This is a genomic window from Gracilimonas sp. (assembly GCF_035704785.1).
GTDB lineage: Bacteria > Bacteroidota > Rhodothermia > Balneolales > Balneolaceae > Gracilimonas.
Window position 1 is genome coordinate 1 of sequence record NZ_DASSWP010000227.1, and the last position, 22,810, is coordinate 22,810.

The 22,810-nt window shown below is 40.1% G+C and carries 19 protein-coding genes and 1 tRNA gene; 17 read left to right on the forward strand and 3 right to left on the reverse strand.

The window, feature by feature from the left end:
* The 8 genes from VFM80_RS12925 to VFM80_RS12960 form a co-directional block, all read left to right on the forward strand.
* Positions 1-310 (forward strand): FecR domain-containing protein (locus VFM80_RS12925; RefSeq protein WP_395072329.1); only part of this gene is annotated, 310 nt, incomplete at its 5' end.
* 125 nt (positions 311-435) lie between these two features.
* Positions 436-3,978 (forward strand): SusC/RagA family TonB-linked outer membrane protein, encoded by a 3,543-nt coding sequence (locus VFM80_RS12930; protein ID WP_395072331.1) that lies wholly within the window; start codon positions 436-438, stop codon positions 3,976-3,978.
* A 64-nt stretch (positions 3,979-4,042) separates the two neighbouring features.
* Positions 4,043-5,386 carry a RagB/SusD family nutrient uptake outer membrane protein gene (locus VFM80_RS12935; protein WP_395072333.1) on the forward strand — a complete coding sequence of 448 codons (1,344 nt, stop codon included), beginning with the start codon at positions 4,043-4,045 and terminating at the stop codon, positions 5,384-5,386.
* A 69-nt stretch (positions 5,387-5,455) separates the two neighbouring features.
* On the forward strand, positions 5,456-6,358 hold the full coding sequence (locus VFM80_RS12940; protein ID WP_395072335.1) for a PIG-L deacetylase family protein: 903 nt from the start codon (positions 5,456-5,458) through the stop codon (positions 6,356-6,358).
* Positions 6,359-6,415: 57 nt separating this feature from the next.
* Positions 6,416-7,660, forward strand: coding sequence for a sugar MFS transporter (locus VFM80_RS12945; RefSeq protein ID WP_395072337.1), 1,245 nt, complete (start codon positions 6,416-6,418; stop codon positions 7,658-7,660).
* Positions 7,661-7,697: 37 nt separating this feature from the next.
* The gene (locus VFM80_RS12950) at positions 7,698-8,555 is read left to right on the forward strand and encodes an ROK family protein (RefSeq protein WP_395072339.1); all 858 of its coding nucleotides are present in this window, start codon (positions 7,698-7,700) and stop codon (positions 8,553-8,555) included.
* Between the two features lie 34 nt (positions 8,556-8,589).
* Positions 8,590-11,256 carry a hypothetical protein gene (locus VFM80_RS12955; RefSeq protein ID WP_395072341.1) on the forward strand — a complete coding sequence of 889 codons (2,667 nt, stop codon included), beginning with the start codon at positions 8,590-8,592 and terminating at the stop codon, positions 11,254-11,256.
* Between the two features lie 12 nt (positions 11,257-11,268).
* Positions 11,269-12,744 carry an SLC13 family permease gene (locus VFM80_RS12960; protein WP_395072343.1) on the forward strand — a complete coding sequence of 492 codons (1,476 nt, stop codon included), beginning with the start codon at positions 11,269-11,271 and terminating at the stop codon, positions 12,742-12,744.
* A 14-nt stretch (positions 12,745-12,758) separates the two neighbouring features.
* On the opposite strand, the gene VFM80_RS12965 is transcribed toward VFM80_RS12960, so the two are convergent.
* Entirely contained in the window at positions 12,759-13,310 is a 552-nt protein-coding gene (locus VFM80_RS12965) for an NlpC/P60 family protein (protein ID WP_395072345.1), read from the reverse strand.
* 87 nt (positions 13,311-13,397) lie between these two features.
* Between VFM80_RS12965 and VFM80_RS12970 the strand changes: the two genes are divergently transcribed.
* The 9 genes from VFM80_RS12970 (at position 13,398) to yihA (ending at position 20,868) form a co-directional block, all read left to right on the forward strand.
* Positions 13,398-14,123, forward strand: a complete 726-nt coding sequence (locus tag VFM80_RS12970; RefSeq protein WP_395072347.1) for a pyridoxine 5'-phosphate synthase — start codon at positions 13,398-13,400, stop codon at positions 14,121-14,123.
* Positions 14,124-14,215: 92 nt separating this feature from the next.
* Positions 14,216-15,109, forward strand: a complete 894-nt coding sequence (locus tag VFM80_RS12975) for a GntR family transcriptional regulator (protein ID WP_395072349.1) — start codon at positions 14,216-14,218, stop codon at positions 15,107-15,109.
* Between the two features lie 74 nt (positions 15,110-15,183).
* Entirely contained in the window at positions 15,184-17,106 is a 1,923-nt protein-coding gene (locus VFM80_RS12980; protein WP_395072351.1) for a DEAD/DEAH box helicase, read from the forward strand.
* Positions 17,107-17,184: 78 nt separating this feature from the next.
* Positions 17,185-17,478 carry a hypothetical protein gene (locus tag VFM80_RS12985; RefSeq protein ID WP_395072353.1) on the forward strand — a complete coding sequence of 98 codons (294 nt, stop codon included), beginning with the start codon at positions 17,185-17,187 and terminating at the stop codon, positions 17,476-17,478.
* 79 nt (positions 17,479-17,557) lie between these two features.
* Positions 17,558-17,633: transfer RNA gene (locus VFM80_RS12990), tRNA-Gly, on the forward strand.
* 49 nt (positions 17,634-17,682) lie between these two features.
* Positions 17,683-17,949 (forward strand): GIY-YIG nuclease family protein, encoded by a 267-nt coding sequence (locus VFM80_RS12995; protein ID WP_395072355.1) that lies wholly within the window; start codon positions 17,683-17,685, stop codon positions 17,947-17,949.
* A gap of 188 nt (positions 17,950-18,137) precedes the next feature.
* The gene (locus VFM80_RS13000) at positions 18,138-18,560 is read left to right on the forward strand and encodes an OsmC family protein (protein ID WP_395072357.1); all 423 of its coding nucleotides are present in this window, start codon (positions 18,138-18,140) and stop codon (positions 18,558-18,560) included.
* A 215-nt stretch (positions 18,561-18,775) separates the two neighbouring features.
* The gene (gene purF / locus VFM80_RS13005; RefSeq protein WP_395072359.1) at positions 18,776-20,278 is read left to right on the forward strand and encodes an amidophosphoribosyltransferase; all 1,503 of its coding nucleotides are present in this window, start codon (positions 18,776-18,778) and stop codon (positions 20,276-20,278) included.
* Entirely contained in the window at positions 20,278-20,868 is a 591-nt protein-coding gene (gene yihA / locus VFM80_RS13010; protein WP_395072361.1) for a ribosome biogenesis GTP-binding protein YihA/YsxC, read from the forward strand. The genes purF and yihA overlap by 1 nt, the downstream gene beginning before the upstream one ends.
* 106 nt (positions 20,869-20,974) lie before the next feature.
* Here yihA and mnmD read toward each other — a convergent pair whose 3' ends face one another.
* Both mnmD and VFM80_RS13020 read right to left on the reverse strand, forming a co-directional pair.
* On the reverse strand, positions 20,975-21,742 hold the full coding sequence (gene mnmD / locus VFM80_RS13015; protein WP_395072363.1) for a tRNA (5-methylaminomethyl-2-thiouridine)(34)-methyltransferase MnmD: 768 nt from the start codon (positions 21,740-21,742) through the stop codon (positions 20,975-20,977).
* Positions 21,743-21,845: 103 nt separating this feature from the next.
* Positions 21,846-22,810 (reverse strand): DUF4097 family beta strand repeat-containing protein (locus VFM80_RS13020; RefSeq protein WP_395072365.1); only part of this gene is annotated, 965 nt, incomplete at its 5' end.

The following is a 22,810-nucleotide window of genomic DNA, read 5'->3' on the forward strand; positions in this document are numbered from 1 at the left end:
GCTTGCTCGATTAGACCTGTCAAATAGTAGAATAACCACTGAAAATGTTGAAGATATAGATTTATATTTGAGTTGGAAACGAGGTGAGTTGAAATTTGATGATGCAGCAATGTCTGAAGTTGCAAAACAATTGGAACGCAGGTACGATATGAAGATAGTATTTGAATCTGATTCAATAAAAGACATGCATTTAACAGCTGAATTAAAAAGTAAGAGTATGGATAACGTGATCCGTACGATTGCTACTTCGTTAAGTCTCAAGTATAAAATTAGTAAGGACAAAATTACTTTCAATAAAATAGGCCCTTAAATAAATAACAAAACGTTATCTATATTTTTAAAGTATAAAATTGGAAGCGCTTTTATAACAAGAACAAAAACTAGCCATAGAGGACACGGATGAGAACATTTGTTACAAAAACAGTAAGGATTGCAATGTCATATATGTTACTTGGTATTGTTGTACTTCATTTTGGTAATACTACAAATGCAAAGGCACAACTGATTACATCTCTTTCTAATAGTGTACAGACAATTTCAAGTCAATACTATTCAGTTAAGTTGTATTCCAATAGTATTCCAGAATTAAGGAAGAAGATTACATTAAATGCAATAGACGTCCCTCTTGGTGACGTTCTAAAAACAATTTCAAATAAATCAGAACTTGGTATTGCTCTTAATTCTGATTTGAAAGTGCTGTCTAAGATTATTTCTGTAAATCTTAAAGACGTTAGTGTTTCTGACGCTTTACAATATGTATTACTCGATTCCGGATATGAAGCAGTAGTTTCTAATACCAGAGAAATCATGTTGATAGAAAGTCGTTCATCGAATAAGGAGCTTGCTCAAATCGAGAAAGAAATTTCTGGAGTTGTTCGTGATTCGCAAACCGGAGAAACATTGCCAGCTGTTAACGTGTCTGTACAAGGTACAAATATTGGTACTGCTACAAATGCTGATGGGGAGTTCGAACTGACAGTCCCTGATGATGCTGAGGTATTGGTATTTCGATTTGTAGGATACAAAACACAGGAAGTAATGATAGGTGATCAAGACTATTTCGAAGTCGATTTAGTCTATGACCTTGTGCAATTTGAGGACGTTGTTGTGGTTGGATATGGTACCCAGCAAAGAACAGAAGTTACAGGTGCCGTTTCATCAATCAGAACTGAGGAAATTAATAATATTCCTGTCTCAAGTTTTGAAAATGCACTCCAAGGTAGAATGGCCGGCGTTAACGTAGCAGAATCAACAGGTGAGCCTGGTGCTTCTCCGCAAATTCGGATCCGTGGAACAGGTTCTATTTCTGCCGGAAATGATCCATTATATGTAGTTGATGGAGTTCCTATTTCAAACAGTACAAATCTTCAGGCGAATATTGGTAGCCAAAGAGCTTCTTTTCAACCACCTAAGGCAAATCCATTGGCTACAATTAACCCAAGAGATATAGCTTCCATTGAGGTTCTAAAGGATGCTTCTGCAGCTGCAATTTATGGATCCAGAGGATCTAATGGTGTTATTCTTATTACAACTAAAAAAGGTATTTCTGGTGCTCCACAGGTTTCCTTCAATAGTTATGTTGGAAGTTCGACTGTATTCAATCAGCCGGATTTAATGAATTCTGAGGAATTGATAGCATATACTAAAGATTCGCGAAATAACAATTATCTGCAGGATATTGAGATGGGAGATGCTCCGGCTAACCCAAATTACGACCCGGATACAAATGCCGGCCGGCCAAACGTAGGTAATTATTTGATCCCTGAGCAATATGTGAATTGGGATGGAACGAATACTGATTGGTTGGATCTTATTTTCAGCCCGGCAGTAATGCAGAATCATGACCTTTCTGTAGGTGGTGGAACAGATGTTACCAGATACTACTTATCTGCTGGCTACCTTAATCAAGAAGGGGTTTTAGATGGTTCAGCTTTTGATCGTTATACATTAAAGTTAAATTTAACTCAGGACATGAGTGACAGATTTACCATTGGTACTTCAATCAATGCAGCTTTAACTCAGCATGACAGGTTACCTGCTAATGCACCTTATTTTGGGACCCCTCCGGGAATTGTGTACTCCGCTATGGTTCACTCACCTGTAATTTCACCTTATAACCCAGATGGAACTATAAACCAGCTAAATAACCAGTCATATCTGGGTGGAGGAACTACTTCAGCAAGTAACCCTCTTGCCATTATGGAATTCATAAGTGAGGACATTAAGAATAATCGAATATTCGGTAATTTGTATGGTGATTTTAACATCAACCAGAACCTTACATTTAAGTCTATGATTGGTTATGACCTGAATAATTTTAAGCAATCATTTTATCAGGGAACTAACTTTCTTTATAGAACTCAGACAGCTCCCCAGCCTTATGCTCAGAGCAGTTCAGGTGATAGCTTTAATTGGTTATGGGAAAATACACTTAACTATGTGAAGTCCTTTGGGCAAGATCATAGTCTGAATGCTGTTGTTGGGTACACCGCTCAAAAGCAAACGGATAACCGAACCGTCATAGTAGCCCAAGACTTTACTGATGATCAGGTTACAACTGTTAATGGTGGTATTATCACTGGCGGTGATGAAATCAAGGAGGAATGGAGTTTAGTCTCATCCCTTGCACGTATTAATTACGTGTATAAAGATAGGTATTTATTTACAGGTACAGTCCGTGCTGATCGCTCATCAAGATTTGGTAGTGAAAATCAGACCGGTGTATTTCCTTCTTTTTCAATAGGTTGGAGAGCAACTCAGGAATCATTTTTGGCAGGTATGGATGCTATAAATGAATTGAAGTTCAGAGGTAGTTACGGTGTAACCGGTAATTTTGCGATTCCAAATTATGGATCGATCGGATTATTAGGTTCAGCCAATTATCCATTTTCAGGAACTCAGAACATTGGAGTTGCTCCAAGAACAATTGGAAATGATGAGCTCACGTGGGAAACAACTTATCAAGTTAATCTTGGTATTGATTATGCTTTCCTTGATAGTCGAATTTACGGTTCGTTTGATGTATATCAGACTAATACTGAAGATCTTTTACTTATGGTAAATGTTCCGGCATCCACCGGTTTTACAACAGCACTGACCAATATTGGTGAAGTTGAGAACAAAGGAATTGAATTTGCTATCACTTCCAGAAACACCTCAGGTGAGTTCCAATGGGCTACTGATTTCAATATTTCTGCAAACCGCAATAAGGTACTGAAATTAGGTCCTGAAGGAGACCCGATTCTAAGTTCTGGTGCAGCTGGTAACCGTCATATTACCCGCATTGGAGATCCAATCGGTAGTTACTACGGATATGTAGTTGATGGCATTTATCAGAATCAGGCAGATATTGATAATGCACCTGACGACATGATGGCTCCTGCTCCACGTCCTGGCGACTTCAGGTTTAAAGATGTGAATGGTGACGGTATTATTACCGAGGATGACCGCACGGTGATCGGAAGCTACCACCCTGACTACACCTACGGAATTACAAACAGATTTAATTACAAAGGTGTTGATCTGAGTATTTTCCTTCAAGGAGTTCAAGGTCGGGATGTGTTGAACTTAACCTCTCGTCACCTTCTAAACGGTGAAGCTAATTTTAATTCATATGCTGCACTTAATGATCGTTGGATTTCTGAATCACAACCAGGTAACGGAGAACACCCAAGAGCTGACCGTAATTCAGCAAACCATGGTAACAACAACCGAATTTCTTCTTATCAGGTACAAGATGGAAGCTATTTGAAGATTAAAAATATAACGTTAGGGTATACATTGCCAGCTTCATGGGTTGAAGGACTGTTCAGTTCTGCTCGCTTATATGCGTCTGCTACCAACGTGGCTATGTTTACAGATTATATAGGATTTAATCCCGAGGTAAGCCTGCAAACTAACAGTTTGACACCGGGTGAAGATTATGGTGCTTATCCATTATCAAGAACCTTCCAGTTCGGTATTAACCTCGACTTTTAATCAGAATTTTATAAAAAGGACAATAACCATGAAAAAACTATATCTAATACTTCTTCTTCCACTTTTGTTTGTCTCTTGTGGAGAAGACTTTACAACCTTAAGTCCAATATCGGAACGGAACGCTCAAAACTTCTATGAAACTCCCGGGGATTTTGAAGTAGCCATTACTGGTGCATATGGTGCACTTCAAAGTAATGGAACCTTTGGAGTGAATTATGTACTCATGTTAGAAATGAGAGCAGATAATGGAGCAAACGGTGGTGGGGCAACAGGTCTTGCCGCTACATTGCAACAGTTAGATGACTTCGAAGAAATCTCAACGGCCAGTGAATTAGAAAGCACTTGGAATCAGTCTTACGAAGGTATAGCTAGAGCAAATACAATACTTGGTCGTATTGATGATGTTGAGTTCACTGATAGTAATTTGAAAGATCGAATTAAAGGGGAAGCTCTCTTTATACGATCATTACTTTACTATAATATGGCCGTTATTTTTGGCAATATTCCTGAGCAGTTTGAAGAAGTAACATCTCCAAGTGTAGAGATAAACCAAGTACCGGCATCGGCTATATTTGACCGTATTGCTTCTGATTTGGAAGAGGCAGAGGGACTATTGCCCCCAGTTACAGAAGGCGGTCGTGCCAATCAATATGCTGCTGCTGCTTTACTTGGAAGAGTATATCTGCAAGCCGGGAATCCAGGCGCAGCTGAAGCTCCATTAAGAAGAGTAGTGGACTCACAGCAGTACGACCTTGTAGAAGACTTCGCCCAGCTTTGGGGACCTTCTAACGAAGGAAATATCGAGTCTATTTTTGAGGTTCAATATATTTCCGGTGGTCTCAACGAAGGAAGTGCTTACACTGACATGTATACTCCAAATGGTGTTGGTGGTGGAGTTGGTGGTGGTGTAGCCCCACAGGATGTCACTGATGATATTGTTGCTCAATATGGTCTATTAGACGAAAGATTTGATGCAACATTTGAAGCTGATGGTGATGGGGGTTATTGGGTTGAAAAATTTAACAGCTTTCCTTCAACAGCTTTTGATGCCCCAAATAATTGGGTGGAGATCCGATATGCCGAGGTTCTGTTAAACCTGGCTGAAGCCATTGGTGAAAGTACTGAAGCTTATGACCTTATTAATCAAGTACGGAATCGTGCTGAATTAGCAGACATTGATGCAAATACTCCAGGTACATTTGAAGAGAAACTTCTTCTGGAACGACGATTAGAGTTTGCATTCGAAAATAAAAGATGGCCTGATCTATTAAGATTTGGAGTAGCTAAATCTGTAATGGCTGACCATTTAGGGATATCAGAGTCGGAAGTAACACTTCTATATCCTATTCCACTTGGGGCAATTGATGTTGCACCAGATGAAATGACTCAAAATCCAGAGCACCAATAAAAAGTAGCTTTTTAGCCGGGATATTAAACTCATATATCCCGGCTATTTTTTTAAACTATATTAAAATAAATGAACTATTTAATATCATTTTTCGCCATGGCTTTACTTTTAATTTCATTTTCGGCGAATGCCCAGGTACCGGAAAATGAAGATGATAGAATTCGAGTGATTGCTATTTTCGCTCATCCAGATGACGGCGATGCTAAAATGGGCGGAACAGCGGCTTTGTTAGCTGAACAAGGTTATGCAGTTAAATTCTTGTCGATTACAAATGGAGATGCAGGTCACCACGAAGAAGGAGGTGGGATGCTGGCTAAACGAAGAAGAGCAGAAGCAGCTGAAGCAGGGAGACGATTAGGTATTGACGAATATAAAGTTTTAGATAATCATGACGGGGAACTGCTACCTGAATTACATATCAGACAGCAAGTAATAAGAGAAATTAGAGATTGGAATGCTGATGTTGTGCTGGGATTGCGCCCCAACGATTATCACCCTGATCACAGATATGCGGGTGTTTTGGTTCAGGATGCCGCTTATATGGTTGTAGTACCAAATGTAGCTCCTGACACTCCTCCATTAAAGAAAAACCCAGTGTTTTTGTATATGTCAGATGGATTCCAGAAGCCGAATCCATTCTCTCATGACATCGTAGTTGGAATAGATGAAACATTCGAGAAAAAAGTAAATGCATTCGATGCACATGAATCTCAGGTGTATGAGTGGCTCCCATGGGTTTCAGGAAACTTGGATAAAGTACCTGAAGGGAAAGAAGAAAGAAAAGAGTTTCTAAGAAACGGCTTTATAGGGCAGATGGGAGTTTCACCAGAACAGCGTAAAACACTTGAAAAATGGTACGGTAAGGAGAAAGCAAATTCATTCAAATATGCTGAATCATTCGAGATTTGCGAGTATGGATATCAGCCGACCGAAGAAGAGATTAGGAAGCTATTTCCAATGCTGAAGAAATAACTATCTATTTATTTTTACTTAAATCTGAAACACTAGCACCACTCATTACATCATATTATGAAAAGGAATTATTACCTGGTAGGACTTATCGTATTAATATTTTTTGTTATTTCATTTTTAACAAACATAATAGGTCCTCTTGTTCCCCAGATCATTGAGGATTTCGACCTGAGTCTTACCTTAGTAGCAATTTTACCATTTGCATTCTTTATAGCATATGGAGTGATGTCGATTCCTTCAGGAATATTGATCGAACGTTATTCGGAAAAGCAAGTAATGATAGTGGCATTTTTAGTGGCCTTTTCCGGGGCATTACTTTTTGCTTTGTTTCCTCAATATTTAGTTGCTGTCGTTTCTTTATTCCTTATTGGTTCAGGAATGGCGATGCTTCAGGTAGCTATTAATCCACTCCTCAGGGTTTCAGGTGGAGAAGAAAATTTTGCTTTCAATTCAGTGATGGCTCAATTGTTTTTTGGGCTGGCTTCTTTTATAAGTCCACTCGTTTACTCCTATTTAGTTCTTAATATCGGAACTGAAAACATGGGAGTATTGCTCAGTTTGCTGACTGACTTAGTTCCTGAGAGTCTGCCCTGGGTTTCTTTATATTGGTTATTCGCATTTGTTTGTTTAGTGATGGTAGTTGTGATTGGAGCTTCTAAGTTTCCAGAAGTAGAAAAGAAAGAAGACGAATTGATCGGTGCTTTTGAAACCCATTTAGAATTATTAAAAAACAAGAAAGTAATACTGTTCTTCTTTGGTATCTTTGCTTATGTAGGTGCTGAACAAGGCGTTGCAAACTGGATATCGGAATTCCTTTCAACCTATCATGGGTATGATCCCCAAACAACCGGAGCTTCTGTAGTATCCTGGTTTTGGGGAATGATGACAGCAGGTACTATGCTTGGTTTATTGCTGCTGAAAATTATGGACAGTAAAAAAGTGCTTATCCTCTTCACATCAGCCGTATTGATCTCACTCACTCTTTCTCTTTTCGGTAGTGGAGAGGTAGCACTTATTGCTTTTCCAGCAATAGGATTTTTTATAGCTGTAATGTGGCCTATCATATTTTCTCTGGCACTAAACTCAGTGGCCGAGCACCACGGAACTTTTTCAGGAATATTGGTTACCGGGATAGCCGGTGGTGCAATTGTTCCTCTTATCGTGGGTTCACTTGGAGATATATTTGGACTGAGAATCGGGATGCTATTCCTCTATATCTCATTTGGATACATATTGAGTATTGGTTTTTGGGCCAAACCTCTTATCAGCAACAAGACCATTGAATTCGGATCTAAAGAATAATGCTGATGAACGTTAAAGATTTATTTGATCAATCAGCATGGATAAGATGGATCTGATAGGGATAGATTTAGGGGCTACCAACGTAAGGGTTGCACGTATTATAAATAATAATATTATCTCAGTATCAACCGAGAAAATAGAAAATACAGCCTCACCCGAAACTTTAATTAATCAGATCAGAATGCTCATTTCGAAAGAAAATGAGCCATCTGTGACAGCAATTGGAATGGGAGTTCCAAGTGTAGTTGATGTTGAAGCCGGGATAGTTTATGACGTCCAAAACATTCCGTCGTGGAAAAAAGTCCCTCTAAAAAAAATTCTTGAAAATGATTTTGAAAAGCCTGTCTACATAAATAATGACGCGAATTGTTTTGTCTTAGGTGAAAAATACTTTGGTAAAGCTAGGGGAAGTTCTTCTGCTGCTGGTCTTATAATTGGAACTGGCTTCGCAGCCGGACTTATTTTTAATAATAAATTGTATTCAGGCCCTAATTGTGGTGCCGGCGAAGTGGGAATGATGCCCTATCTGGACTCGATTTATGAGCATTATTGTTCAGGTCAATTTTTTGAAAAACAAAAAGGAATTAAAGGATCAAAACTTTTTAAACTTGCTTTAGAAGATGATGAAGATGCCCTGGAAGTTTACAATGAATTTGGAACACATCTTGGGAATGCAATTAAAGCAATTCTCTATGCATACGATCCCGAGCTGATTGTTTTTGGAGGGGGAGTTCGTAAAGCCTATCCTTTTTTCAAGCATGCGATGTATAAATCGATGTCAGATTTTGCCTATAAGAACTCTCTGGATAACTTAACTATAACTGTTTCTGAACTGGATGAAATTGCTGTATTGGGTGCTGCAGCTCTTGTTTTAGATAATGAAACCCAAAATTGACAGGTAACTTAAAATGCGTACTTCAAGATTAAATATGAAAAAATTAAGTTTTTTATTCATGATTTCAATGATCATGATTTCAGGTTGTGATGCTGTTAATGATTCAACGAAAATTCCTATTGAAGTAAAAAATAACATTCCGGGATCTCCACAAGTCTTTGGTATTCCAGTTCCAAAAGGAGAGCTTTTTTCTCCTGATCATGTTCGAATGTTGGATAGCAATGGAAATGAGATTCCATCACAAATCACCAAAGTAAGTACATGGGAACCCGCGGATAATAGTATTAAGTGGATGTGGGTATTCTTCTTTACCGATGAAGAAACAGATTATACCGTTGAATATGGTCCGGAAGTACACAATAGTATGGACTATGACCAAATATTAACAGTTAAGAATAATCAACGTGTTAACGGAGAGGTAACAGTTAATACTGGTCCATTACGTTTTGAAGTAAATAAAGGAGAAGGCGGCGGATTTTTTAATGCTCCGGCCGGAAGTGGTTTTCTTGATAAAGTTGAATTGGATATTGATGACGATGGCTTTACTGAAACTGATGTAATTGCTGAAGGTAAAGAGGGCCGAAGTTCATTCCTTGATATTATAGATGGAATGGGGCTAGACAGATCTAAAGCTGTTGTTACAAGAACAGTTAAGGAATTAGGAAGTGGTCCACTGCACGCAATTATTCGTGTAGAGGGGGAGTATCAATATAGCCGTGAAGATAATAATGCTGCTCCTTTTATAACCCGAATTCATACGTATGCAGGTAAAAGCTACATAAAAGTTCAACATACATTTGTTTATACCGGTATTCCTGATAACCATAGTGTTCCCAGTGGAGAATATGAGGCTATTGCAACTCAAAATGGGATTGTCATCGATGAAGGTGAACTTTCCGAAGACGAAGGATTTATAGAACCAAATGATCAAATAGCCGCTGCCGGATTATCTTTGAAGTATAATCTATCCGATAACAAGACAGTGACAACTTCTTATTATGATGGCAAGTGGTGGGAAACAAGTAGCAGTCAATTTGTACAGAGCTCATTAATTAATCAGGCATCGGTACTGCAAACTGGCCCGAATCCATCTCAGATCCCGCCGCTGGCAAACTCTTCAGCTGAGCAAAGATTACAGAATGTATTTAAATCTATGATCAAAATAGATGACCAAACCAACATTAATGCTGAAAGAGCGGCTGGTTGGATAGATCTTTCGGATGAAAAATGGGGTATCATGATTGGTTTTAAGAGTTTCTTTGAAGAATACCCCAAAGAGATAAAAATTGAAGAGGAACAAGAAGAGATAACAGCGTACATATGGACTCCCTCAGTTGAGCCGCATAGTTTTGCCAGAAAAGATCTTGAGAATGATAGTGGAATGATAGCAAACTTTGCTCAAGGTTTAGCAAAGACAACTGAAATGGTTTTCTATTTTCATAAGAAAAGTACGTCTGCTGGTGTAGAGCAAACTGCAAAAATGTTTCTGGATGGCTCTGTTACACATGCAGATCCGGATTGGTATGCTAAGAGTGAAGCTTTTGGAAAACTATCTGCTTATAACGAAAAATTCGCCTCGTACGAAAGAGGCCTGAATTATAAATTTCAATGGATGAAATTTAATCAGGAATGGGAACCTTGGTATGGCATGCTTAACTATGGTGATAATTTGACTTATTACTACGGAAATGAATGGAGCCAGTGGACCAATAATGAGCCGGGTAACGATTATATGTGGTGGTTACAATTTATAAGAACCGGTAATCCTACATATTATAGAACAGCACAAGCAGCAAGCATGCATACTATGGATGTAGACAACATCCACTGGCCTAAAGATCCTGTTTACATTGGTGATACAAACGAATCGTTACACTATTTTCAAAGCTTAGAGGAGCCTAAAGGATCACCGTATGTTGGAATGGGAAGAAGACATGCAGCTCAACACTATACTTCGTTATTGAGTGCCCATGTCTGGGTTCCCGGATGGATTTCCTCATACTATCTTGATGCAAATCACAGGGGTTTAGAAGTAGCTATGCAAACAGGTGATTATTATGTGAAAAGAGTATTTGGGGATCATGGATTAAGAGGCCGTCGATTATACTTATCGGTTTGGAATTTAGCTGAGATTTATGATGCCACAAAAATGGATGTATACGGTGATGAACTGAGAGACCGGGTAAATATAATGCTTGAATTACAAGATCACCCTGACCAGGGGGGTGAAATTGTTATTAACAGATATGGCTACTCACAAGTTTATGTGACTAATGGTCTCAGAAAGTATGTTCAACTAACAGGGGATGAAGAAGTTAAAAATGCGATGATTGATCATGCAAGAAGACTTAGAGACGTTCCTCCATATAATCATGACATGGAATCATATTTATCATCAATCAGTAGCTTGGTTCTTGGATATGAATATTCCGGTGAACCAAGTTTCTTAGAAGAAGCTGTTGATCGTGCTCAATATTTAAAAACCGATGAGTTGGTACAGGAATTTGGTTCTTATGAAAATCAAAAGATACTTGCAGAAGCTTTAGAAGAGGCGAGTAACTTTCCAAAAGACCCAGGTGCAAGGAGACCTCCGATTTGGCAGATAACAAATGGCCTTAGAATATTTGGCTGGACAAGTATTTATAATGTCCCCTATTTAGAATATTGGATGGAGAAAGAAAATTATCCCGCAGAGAGATAAGTTTTAATTTTTATGATAAAAAGTAACATTAGTAATTTAGGTAAACACTTAGGATTAATTGGTGGAGTAGTAGTATTTGTAATACTAATGCTAACTCCAACACCTGAAGGCTTATCTGATGAGGCATGGAGAACGGCTGCAATAACAATATTAATGGGGATATGGTGGTTGACGGAAGCCATACCCATATTTGTAACAGCACTATTACCAATAGTTTTGTTTCCAATTTTTGGTGTAACTACTATCTCTGAGGCTACATCGCCTTATGCTAATCCACTTATCTTTTTATTTATGGGGGGGTTTATAATAGCCCTGGCAATGGAAAAGTGGGATCTTCACAAACGAATTGCCATTAATATAGTAAGTTTTGTTGGTATTAAACCATCATCTATTATCATAGGATTTATTATAGCAGCTGCATTTCTAAGTATGTGGGTTAGTAATACCGCTACAGCTATTATGATGCTGCCAATAGCTATGTCAATTTTAGAGTTGGTGGATAGAGAGGAAGGCTCTGATAAGATAAATTTTGAGATCGTACTCATTCTAAGTATTGCGTATGCATGTAATATTGGAGGTATGGGAACACTCATCGGTACACCCCCCAATGCTTTACTTGCTGGATTTGTTCTTGAAAACTATGGCATTGAGATTACCTTTTTTGACTGGATGCTGGTAGGAGTTCCAATTGTTCTAATATCACTTCCACTTATGTATTTAATCCTCACAAAGGTGATTTATCCTATTAAAATTAAGGTATTACCCGGTGGCAAAGAACTGATCCAAAAACAGATGAATGAGTTGGGTTTGATATCATCTGAAGAGAAAAAAGTCGCTGCTGTTTTTTTAGGTGTGGCTTTACTTTGGATATTCAGGCCTTTTCTCTCAAACTATATTCCAGGCATTTCAGATGCAGGTATTGCAATTGCAGCGTCTGTAATTCTTTTTATAATCCCTTCAGATCTTAAGAATAATGTATTTCTTCTGAAATGGTCAGATACAAAGCGTTTACCATGGGGCGTGTTAGTTCTTTTTGGTGGCGGATTGAGTATGGCGTCTGCAATTAGTTCTACAGGTTTGGCGACTTGGATTGGAAATGGAATAGGTGCACTGAATACATGGCCAATATTGTTGATTATTTTTATAGTGATATCGCTTATAGTCTTTTTGACAGAGATGACAAGCAACACGGCTTCTACAGCAGCTTTTTTACCCATATTAGCCTCCGTTGCCATTGGCTTAGGAGAGAATCCATTGCTACTTGCTATCCCCACTGTATTAGGCGCTAGTTGTGCTTTTATGCTTCCTGTAGCAACGCCTCCTAATGCTATTGTTTATGGGAGTGGAAAGATCTCTATTCCTGAAATGGCAAAAGCCGGTTTTTGGCTAAATATTTTATTTATAGCATTATTAACACTCGCTTCATATACAATTATTGGGTACGTATTTGGGATTGAAGTTGGGGTCTTACCTGACTGGGCCATATAGTGCGGAAACTAAGCTTACATTACTCTTCGAGCTACCAAAAAGGTTTCCTCCCAAAAGGGATGGTCTAGAGTCGAAATTTTCACACCCTCTGAGGTAGATGCATGAAGAAATTCATCTCGGTTTACCATCACTCCCACATGATATGTTCTGCGGCCGGTTTTAAAGAAAACCAGGTCTCCTGTTTCTAAATTCGATTTCCGCACCGTTCTTCCGTGGGTTAATTGTTCCTGGGTAGTCCGTGGAATTTTGACAAAGAAATAGTCTTCAAACACAACCTGCATAAATGCTGAACAATCAATACCGTTATAACCGGAACCGCCCCATACATACGGAATTCCTTTCCAGTCGTTATAGGCTAATTTTAAAAATTCCTGCCTCTCTTTTATCTGTTTTGATGCAGAATTATTGACTTCAACTTCTTTCTCAGAGGGTAATTCTGAAACTGAAATAGCCGGAGGATTTTCTCGTGGCTTTTCTTCCCAGGGTACGGTTCCTCTTTTAACCGTGCCACAGCCCGTAAACAGAACCGTCACCAATACAAGTAAGATCGATTTTTTTATGTTCATGCCGTCTGATTTCATTATCTGTAAATATAAACGGATATGCTTACTTTTGAAGGTGAATTTTCGAATTTATAAACAGCAGAAATCTAAATGAAATTACTTGTCAATATCGATCATATTGCAACATTGAGAAATGCCCGCGGTGAAGGCTATCCTGATCCGGTCGAGGCAGCTCAAATTTGTGAAGAAGCCGGGGCAGCCGGTATTGTATTTCACCTCAGGGGAGATCGGCGGCACATTCGTGATGAAGACGTATATCGATTAAAAGAGAATGTACGCGGTAAGCTGGATTTTGAAATGGCGGCTTCGGAAGAAATGCTGGAAATTTGCACGAAAGTTGACCCGCATTTATGTACGCTTGTTCCGGAAGGAAGGGAAGAGTTAACGACCGAAGGCGGACTCAATATGGAAACCGTTTATAATGATTTTAAAGGACGTGTATTTCCTGCACTTCGTAAAACAGATGTAGAGATCAGCTTGTTTTTAGATCCAAATACAAGAGATATTGAACTTGCCCATGAGCTTGGAGCTGATGCGATTGAACTACACACAGGAACTTTTGCGAATACTTCTGCCGGAAAACAACAGCACGAACTTACCCGGCTTCGCAAAGCAGCTACTTTGATAAACGATCTGGGGATGAAGGTAAATGCCGGCCACGGGTTGAATTTAGAAAACCTGCCCGACTTACTGGAAACCGTACCACATCTGAATGAAGTAAGCATCGGCCATGCGCTCATCAGTAAATCAATTTATTGGGGATTAGAAAAAACCGTGAAAGCGTATCTTGAGACCATAGAAGACTTTTATGGGTGACAGAATATCCACTGTTCATCAAGTACTGATCAATGCCAAGGAACTACCTGATATTAACACACCACACTTTTAATTAAGCACTGAATTCATTTTTGAAAACCTCCGCCAAACATATTGCTGACCGAATAAGACTGATGATCGCTACAAAGCAGTTTCAGGTGGGAGAGATGTTGCCATCCACGAGAGAACTGGGGAAACAGCTGGAGGCGAGTTTTCATACCGTTCGGAAGGCTTATCATATATTGGAAGAAGAAGGGCTGATCTTAGGGGAGCAAGGGCGGGGATTTACAGTGAAAAATCAGAACACACTGCTTGATAAATCTGCACGGCTGGAGGTTGGAGGCGAAAAAGTGCAGGCGCTGGTAGAGGAACTCATCGGTTATGGATTGGATGAATCCGAGATCGAGTTGTTATTTCAGGAACAGCTTGGATTTATGGAATGGCCCGACCGGATCCAAACTTGTGCCAGCGTAGGTGAGAATCATGAAGTGGGTAAAATGATCGCGGATGCGATCAAAAAACAAGTGGGTGTTAAAAGCCAGGTGATCAGTGCAGATGAATACGAAAGTGCAGCCAAATACGATGCACTGTTCGTTCCGATTCACCTGATGAGTAATTTCCGAAGCCTGCGTGAAAGCCTGTTGATCATCCCGATCGTATATGATTATGACCCGGATATCCTGTTAAATATGGTAGATCGTGCAGCTATTGCTACTATTGGCCTGGTAACAGGAAGTGAGGAGACCATTCCCAAGATCATCGAAGAATTGAAAAGATCGATCCATTTTGAAGGTTCGTTTGTAGCCGGTACCATTTATGGAAAATCTTTACCGCTTTTTGTTCGCGATTCAGACCTTATCTTGTACACACCTGAAAGTGCGCGACTGGTGGAGCAGAAAGTCCCGGAGAAAAGCCGGTTGCGACTTGAATATTTACTCTCAGAAAAAAGCTCTGAGATGATTCGAGCTGAATTATGGGATCAATGAAATTTTAAATTATGAATTATGAATGTTGAATTATGTATCTAATTCAACATTCATAATTCAACATTTCTATTATTTTGATAAAAAAGGTTTTACAACAGGCAATTGATGCCATCGAAAAAGAGATAGTTGCAGTCAGAGAGACCCCTTCTACGGATGTACTTTTTAACGGAACACTGGAGAAGATCTCCGGGGAATTTATCTACACCTTTGAGACTCAGAATAAGGGACTGAGATTTGCCGAGGAAATAAAGGCTAAGATCGATTCCAAAGAGCATAAAGTGCACCCGGTGGAATTCAAGGACAAGAAAGTCCGGCTGGAATTTCCTGAAAACGTGGGCAGTAAGATTCAGGAGGTTTTCCTGGAATGGGAAAATGATTTCGTCCTCAAAAAGATGGAAGAGCACCTGTATAAACTACAGGATAAAGCAGATGAAGTCCCTCAGCTTAAAGCCCTCCTTCAACCTGAAGAAAATTTCAAAGAACACAAGGATTCAGCGGAGATTAAAGTTGATGACCTTCGGAATGATTCTCAGAGAGATGCCATCGAGAAATCCCTGAAGAATAATATTCTGTATGTGTGGGGACCTCCTGGAACGGGGAAAACAGCCACATTAGGATATATAGTTGCCAATTTACTTAATCAAAACAAGCGGGTTCTTTTTGTTTCTAACACCAATCGTGCAGTAGATGTCGGACTGTTGAGTGTGATAGAAGCTTTGTATGAAATTGACCCCGGATTTAATCTCCAAAATACCACACGTTACGGTGAGGCTGCATTAGATGACGCCCGCCTGGAAGATATCTTGTTTGAACACCAGGTGAAGACCAAACTGGATAGCAGAAAGGCTGATGCCGTAACGCTTTCAAACACGCTCAGTAGTTATGAAAAGCTTCAGGAAAAGATAGACGATCTGATGCGAAACGGTGAAAAAGTTCCCGAGAAACTGGAGATGCAATGTCAGCTTGCAGGGAATAAACTGGATGAATTTGGCGGGGCAGAATCGGTGGAAATTGAGATCGACCGGCTTATGAATTTGAATGAGCGGTATGAACTAAAGAAAAAGCAATTGGTGGCAACTACGCTTGCTAAAGTATGTACGTCAGAGCTGTTCTATAATCTCAGTTACGATGCCGTGGTTGTGGATGAAGGTTCCATGGCCGGAATTCCATACATGCTGTTGATGGCCGCCAAAAGTAAAAAGCATCTGATCGTTGCCGGTGATCCGATGCAGCTTCCACCGATAGCTATCACCAATCATTCTAAATCGCGGGATTTCCTCGAGCAGGATGTTTTTACCTTTGTATCTAAATCCCAAAGTACCGAAGACCTGTTTAACTGGCACGACTTCAACCCAAAATTCACGTGCTTTTTTGATGTGCAGTATCGAATGAAAGATGATCTGGCAGGGGTGATCAGTTCTGTTTTTTATGAAGGAAGGCTGAAGTCAGGAAAGCCTGCCGATGGCCGGATCACTGACGGGAGCATAGCCTCCGTTGCGCTTATTGATACTGCCAAATATAATCCGGTATTAGAGCAGGAAACCGGTGAACGGGGATTTAAGCCGGTCAATGAAGTCCACCACCGGCTGATCGAGGAAAGTGTGAAACGGCTCACCAAGAATCATGCTCCGGATGATATTGGGATCATTGTTCCATTCAGAAACAGCGTGTATAAAGTTCGGAATCACCTTTGGGAAAAAGGATATCGGGACATTGAAGTGGGAACCATTCACACCTTCCAGGGGCGTGAGAAATCCGTGATCATATTTGATACCGTGATGAGCGGAGAATGGCAAAATGGGGGAATGCGGCACTATTCCGTACGTCCTTTTGATGAAAAGAAAAACGGATTATCAGTCCCAAGGTTGCTCAATGTAGCTTTCTCCAGAAGCAAGGAATTGTTGGTGATCATTGCAGATATGCAGCATATTGAAAAAGTATATGGAAATAAATTTTTGGGAAGGCTCCTTGGTTCAGTGAAAGAAATTTCGATTTGATAGATGATAGATGATAGATGATAGATATAAGACATAAGATGAAAGACGTAAGATTATAGATCTTCTATTAACGACATTTTGAAGTTCAATTTCCGGGTATACCTCGCTCGAATATCACCGGCACTACGCTCGGTAATTATCATTCGGGGGTCCGGTTCTATGATCTTTGGGGATGAAGTGCATGAATTGGGCAGGTATAAGATGGTTTTCATTTCTCCGGAAACTCTGCATCAGCTTCATGCAGAAAAGTGGGAACCATTGCGTTTTACCTGTATCGTTAATCGTTATCGGGATATACCAACTCTGCCGGATAACGAATATTTGAATAAGAATGTGAAGTCAGAAAACGTGCAGAAAAAAATTAAGCGTTGATTTAAAAAAAAGGTTGAATTGTAGTCGTGAGTACACTTATATTTGGTGCCCTCTGAAAGGGGATAATTTATTGATATAAGCGAGAGTAGCTCAGCTGGTAGAGCATCACCTTGCCAAGGTGGAGGTCGCGAGTTCGAATCTCGTCTCTCGCTCCAAAAGGCAGTCAGATTAAAATTTGGCTGCCTTTTTTAATTTGGGGGAAATATGCATCAAACCTACATCATATACAGTGCCGGCACTGATACGTACTATGTTGGCTCAACTTCGGTTGGGGTTGAAAAACGCTTGGAGCGACATAATGAAGGTTGGAGCCGATCTACTAAGTTCGGAAGGCCGTGGGTTATTAAGTACATCAAAAGCTTTGATACAAAGTCGGAGGCTTTGAAATGGGAGAATCATATCAAGAGACAGAAAAGCCGGGTTTATATTGAAGAATTGATCAATTCAGAAGAAAACGAGCATAAGGAATAGCACAGAGATAGAGCATCACCTTGCCAAGGTGGGGTCGTCCCGTAGTCACGGGAAATCTCGTCTCTCGCTCCAAAAGGCAGTCAGATTAAAATTTGGCTGCCTTTTTTTTGTTTGAATAGGAATGCATTCTCCTGCCACTTTGTTAAATTCAGCACATCAGAATCAACAAATAAAATCAAAACAAAATTATGCCTACAAAGAAAGCAGAAGCAATTTGGAAAGGGAATTTGAAATCTGGAAAAGGAACCATGAAACTGGAAAGTGGTTCGTATGAGGGAGCGTATAGTTTTGCTACTCGTTTTGAGGATAAGGCAGGGTCGAATCCGGAAGAATTGATTGGCGCTGCTCATGCAGGATGCTATTCCATGGCTTTCTCCAATGAGTTAGACAAAGCGGGTTTCACCCCTAATTCAGTGGAAACGCATGCTGAAGTGACTATTGATCCTGGTGCAGGTGCCATTACCAAGATTAAGCTGATTGCAAAAGGGGATGTGCCGGATATCGATGACGCTAAATTTCAGGAAATTGCTGAAGCTGCAAAAAATGGATGCCCGGTTTCAAAAGCTCTTAAAGCCGTAAATATTGAATTGGATGCTACTTTAGTAAACTGATTCAATAATTACATCTTAGAACAAAGGAAGCCCTTCAGTGTATGAAGGGCTTTTATTGTTTTTACGGAAGATTGAAACCTTCTGCATTCAGTCTAAATGTTCAGTATCCTCGCTGTGTATAACCTGTCGATAACTTATCACAGTTCTAATTCCCGAAAGCCATTATCATTTCTTATCTTTGAGCTCGTCAACCCTCATTAGTTTGGAGTTTTAATATGAGCGACAAACCTCGCGAATATTGTGGAATCTACGGTATCTATAATCACCCCGATGCAGCTGTACATACCTATTATGGTTTGCATGCCCTTCAGCACCGCGGTCAGGAATCAGCCGGAATTGTAACTTCTTATTTTGATGAGGAGAAAAAGCGTTATGCGATGCCTGCTTACAAAGATTTTGGGTTGGTGTTAAACGTATTCAGCAAGTCCAAGGTTTTTAATAAAATATTAAACGGTAATAATGCTATTGGGCATAATCGCTATTCTACTTCAGGCTCGTCCAAAAATCCCGCTAACATTCAGCCATTCAGAGTTCATTACAGGAATGGGAATTTAGCGATCGGGCATAACGGGAATCTCTCGAATGCCAAACAAATTCGCGAGCGTTTTAGGAAAGAGGGGGTTCTATTCCAAAGTACTTCTGATACAGAGCTTATTCTGCATCTGATATCCCACAGTTTGTATGAAGATCAAATGGATCAAATTATGGATGCCCTTCGTCAGATTGAGGGTGCTTATTGTTTGGTGATCCTGACGGATGATAAACTCATAGCTGTACGCGATCCAAATGGATTTCGGCCACTTGCATTAGGGAAGGTAGATGGTGCTTTTTGCGTAGCCAGTGAAACCTGCGCATTCGATATCAACAATGCTGAATATATTCGTGACGTGGAGCCGGGAGAAGTAATTGTGATCGACAAAGAGACGGCGGAAACCGGAGAACCTAAATCATTTTTTATACCACCAACCCAGGGAACCGGAACAAGTCAGTGTATTTTTGAATATGTGTACTTCTCACGTCCCGACAGTATGATATTTGGTGAAATGGTGGATAAGATCCGCCGTAATCTGGGTAAGCGTTTGGCAAAAGAGCATCCACTGAGTGACATCATAAAGAATGATACTTCAGGTAAGAGGCCGGTAGTAATTTCTGTTCCCGATTCCAGCAACACTGCCGCATTGGGATATGCAACTGAAAGCCAGAAACTCGGCCATGATTGTCAGTATGATATGGGACTGATCCGAAACCATTATGTAGGGCGCACATTTATTTCGCCGGGACAAAAATCCCGTGAACAGAAAGTGCGTACTAAATTCAATCCGGTGCGTGGTGTAATTGAAGGAAGGCCGGTTATTATTGTGGATGATTCGATCGTTCGGGGAACGACTTCCCGGTATTTAGTAGATATGATCCGTGAATGCAATCCTTCTGAAATTCACTTTTTGGTCAGCTCACCGCCCATCATCAGCCCGTGCTATTATGGAATGGACTTCCCAAGTCCGGACGAGCTGATCGCCAATAAATTCGATCGGAATATTGATGAGATGGCAAAAGAGATCGGAGTGGATAGCTTGCGTTATTTATCAGCAGATGGATTAGTGGGAGCGGTTAAAGAAGCAAACTCTTCAGAGCACGACTACTGCACAGCATGCTTTACAGGAGACTATCCGGTTCCTGTAAATTTTGGTGTTGAGAAAGAAGCCAACGAGCTGATTTGATGTTCAACACACAGCCAAAATTTATTACCAGTGCCACTAAATTGGAAGAATGTCCCCCGGCCGGTTTGCCTGAAGTTTGTTTTGCAGGAAGATCGAACGTAGGAAAATCATCGCTAATTAATGCCCTCCTGAATAAGAAAAATATAGCCCGCACTTCCAACGTACCGGGGAAAACTCAGCAAATGAACTACTATAAGCTGGGAGACGAATGCTTTTTTGTGGATCTGCCCGGTTATGGATACGCCAAAGTACCAAAGAAGGAAAGAGAACGATGGGGGAAAAGCATTCGGGATTACTTAATGGACAGAGAATCATTGCGATTGATCCTGCATGTGGTCGATGTGCGTCACGACCCCAGCCAGCTTGATGAAGATTTCTTTTACTGGATGGGGATGAATGAAAAGCCATTTGCTGTGGTGCTTTCTAAAGCTGATAAGCTTTCCAGGAATAAAGTAAACCAATCCATGGCTCAGGTTCGGCGCATCATGAAAGAGATGAATATTGATGTCCCAATTTTACCTTATTCTGCAGATTCCAGGGATGGAATTGACGAGATCAAAAAGCTGATCACTGAGTTTGTTAAAGATTAAGATTACATTTTGGCGTAATCTTTTTCTAGAACACGCTCGCACTGTTATGAGGGAGAATCCTTAGATGAAAAATAAAATGGATCTGCCTAGAAGAAAATGTGTATCATCAATCAAAATCATCAGTTGTATATCTGTGAGCCAATCGTTCTTCATTCACTCTTTTAAATCCCTTTAGTTTTTCTTTTGAAAGGGAGGCCAGGGTCATCTCTCTTTTCCCCAATGCTCCCTGTGCACGGGCTACGTGCCAACCGGCAGCACACATGGCTCCCCTTGCCTTTGAAGCTGCACAATAAGTGGCTAAGACCGTTTCTAGCTTTGAAAGGGAATGGAGTTTTAAGAAGGTTTCCATAGTCCAGAGTTCTTCGTTTACTTCAGGGGAAAACGGATCATGAAAGATGTAATCTACCTGAAGATTATCCGGTCTAAATTCATCAAAAGAGCCATAGAAAAGGTGTAATTCAAGGTCTAGTTCATCAATAGGTCCTAACATATTCATTCCGGGTTTTATCTTATCAAAAACTTCGGGAAGAATAGAGTTTAGTTCTTGGTTTTTAATATGACCGGTAAAGTCAAAACCTTTCGCTGTTTCTGTATCAATGGGAAATGCTTCAATAGAATAAAATCGAACCGGAATGTTAATCTTACATTCTATTAAAAGATCTGCCAAAAGCAGAAAATTAAGTCCGGTACCAAAACCGACTTCCAAAACAGCGAGAGATTTGCCCTTCTTAAGATGCTCAGTTAAACCCGAAGTCTCAAAGAACACATGAATGCTTTCGGTGGCTGCACCATTGGGATTATGATAGAACTGTTCAAATTGATCAGAATAAAGGGTAGAAGAGCCGTCTTTTGTTGAGTGAATCTCAGGTGACATGGGTTAGAATAAGTTTAAGCTATGCAGATATTGCAAGGTATATCAGTGAGGGCAAATATTCATGGATAGTAAATAGTTATAAACCCTTGAAGAAAAGAAAAACTTAGTTTTTCGAACTCAAGCTAACTTTACCATAATTGGTTTTTGCAATAAGGGTATGCCCGCCACTACCAACAGTGCCTGAAGCAGAACCGGACGATTGAGACCCTGTAAAATTAAGATCAGAACCGATCTCTATAGAACTTCCCGATAGATGAAAGGCTGCACTTCCTGTTTTAGGAAACCAAATAGAGATGCTGCCCGCTCCTGTTGAAGCATTGGAATTTCCGGTAAGTTCAACCAAATTGAGATCAATATTTCCTCCATTGGTAGTGGCCTGGATCGATCCGCCAAAATCATAAGCCTGAAGATTTCCTCCGGAGGTTTTCATAACCAAAGTTCCATTTGAATCCTGCGCCCTGATATTTCCGCCTTTTGAACTCAAGGTTAGATTTCCTTCTGAGTCAGAAATTGTAATATGTCCGCCGCCGGTTTCAGCAGTTAAATCTCCGGTAAGCGTTTCTAAAACAATATGTCCACCGAGAGTTTTATAGTGCTGATCTCCATTAATTTCTTTAGATGAGATATGTCCTGCATTGGTCAGGGCATAAATTCTTACATCATTGGGGACGGTAAGAGTAGCCTGCAGCTGAATATTGAGTTCTTTATTTTGAGCATCCCTCGTTTTGATCTCAAAAATTGCCCGCTCTGACCTAATATCTGAAAGGGTATTCAATTTAGACTTCAGATCTTCTTTCGTTGAAACTTGTCCTGAGGCTTGAACGGTGAGCTTGGCTTGCGAGTTTGAACTCCCTATAACTTCAATGGATCCAAAGGGTAATTTTAATTCGGTTTCTTTGAGACCGGAACCGTCAAATTCCTTTGTATAAGCAAATACGCCGGGAGAAACAGCGGTCCAATTGCCCGGTTCGGCCGAAAGGTTTCGGTTTATTGAGATCGTACCTTCTTCAGAATTTAAAACAACATTTACACTTTCCTGGTCAAACTCTTTCATGACCTCATCGATCT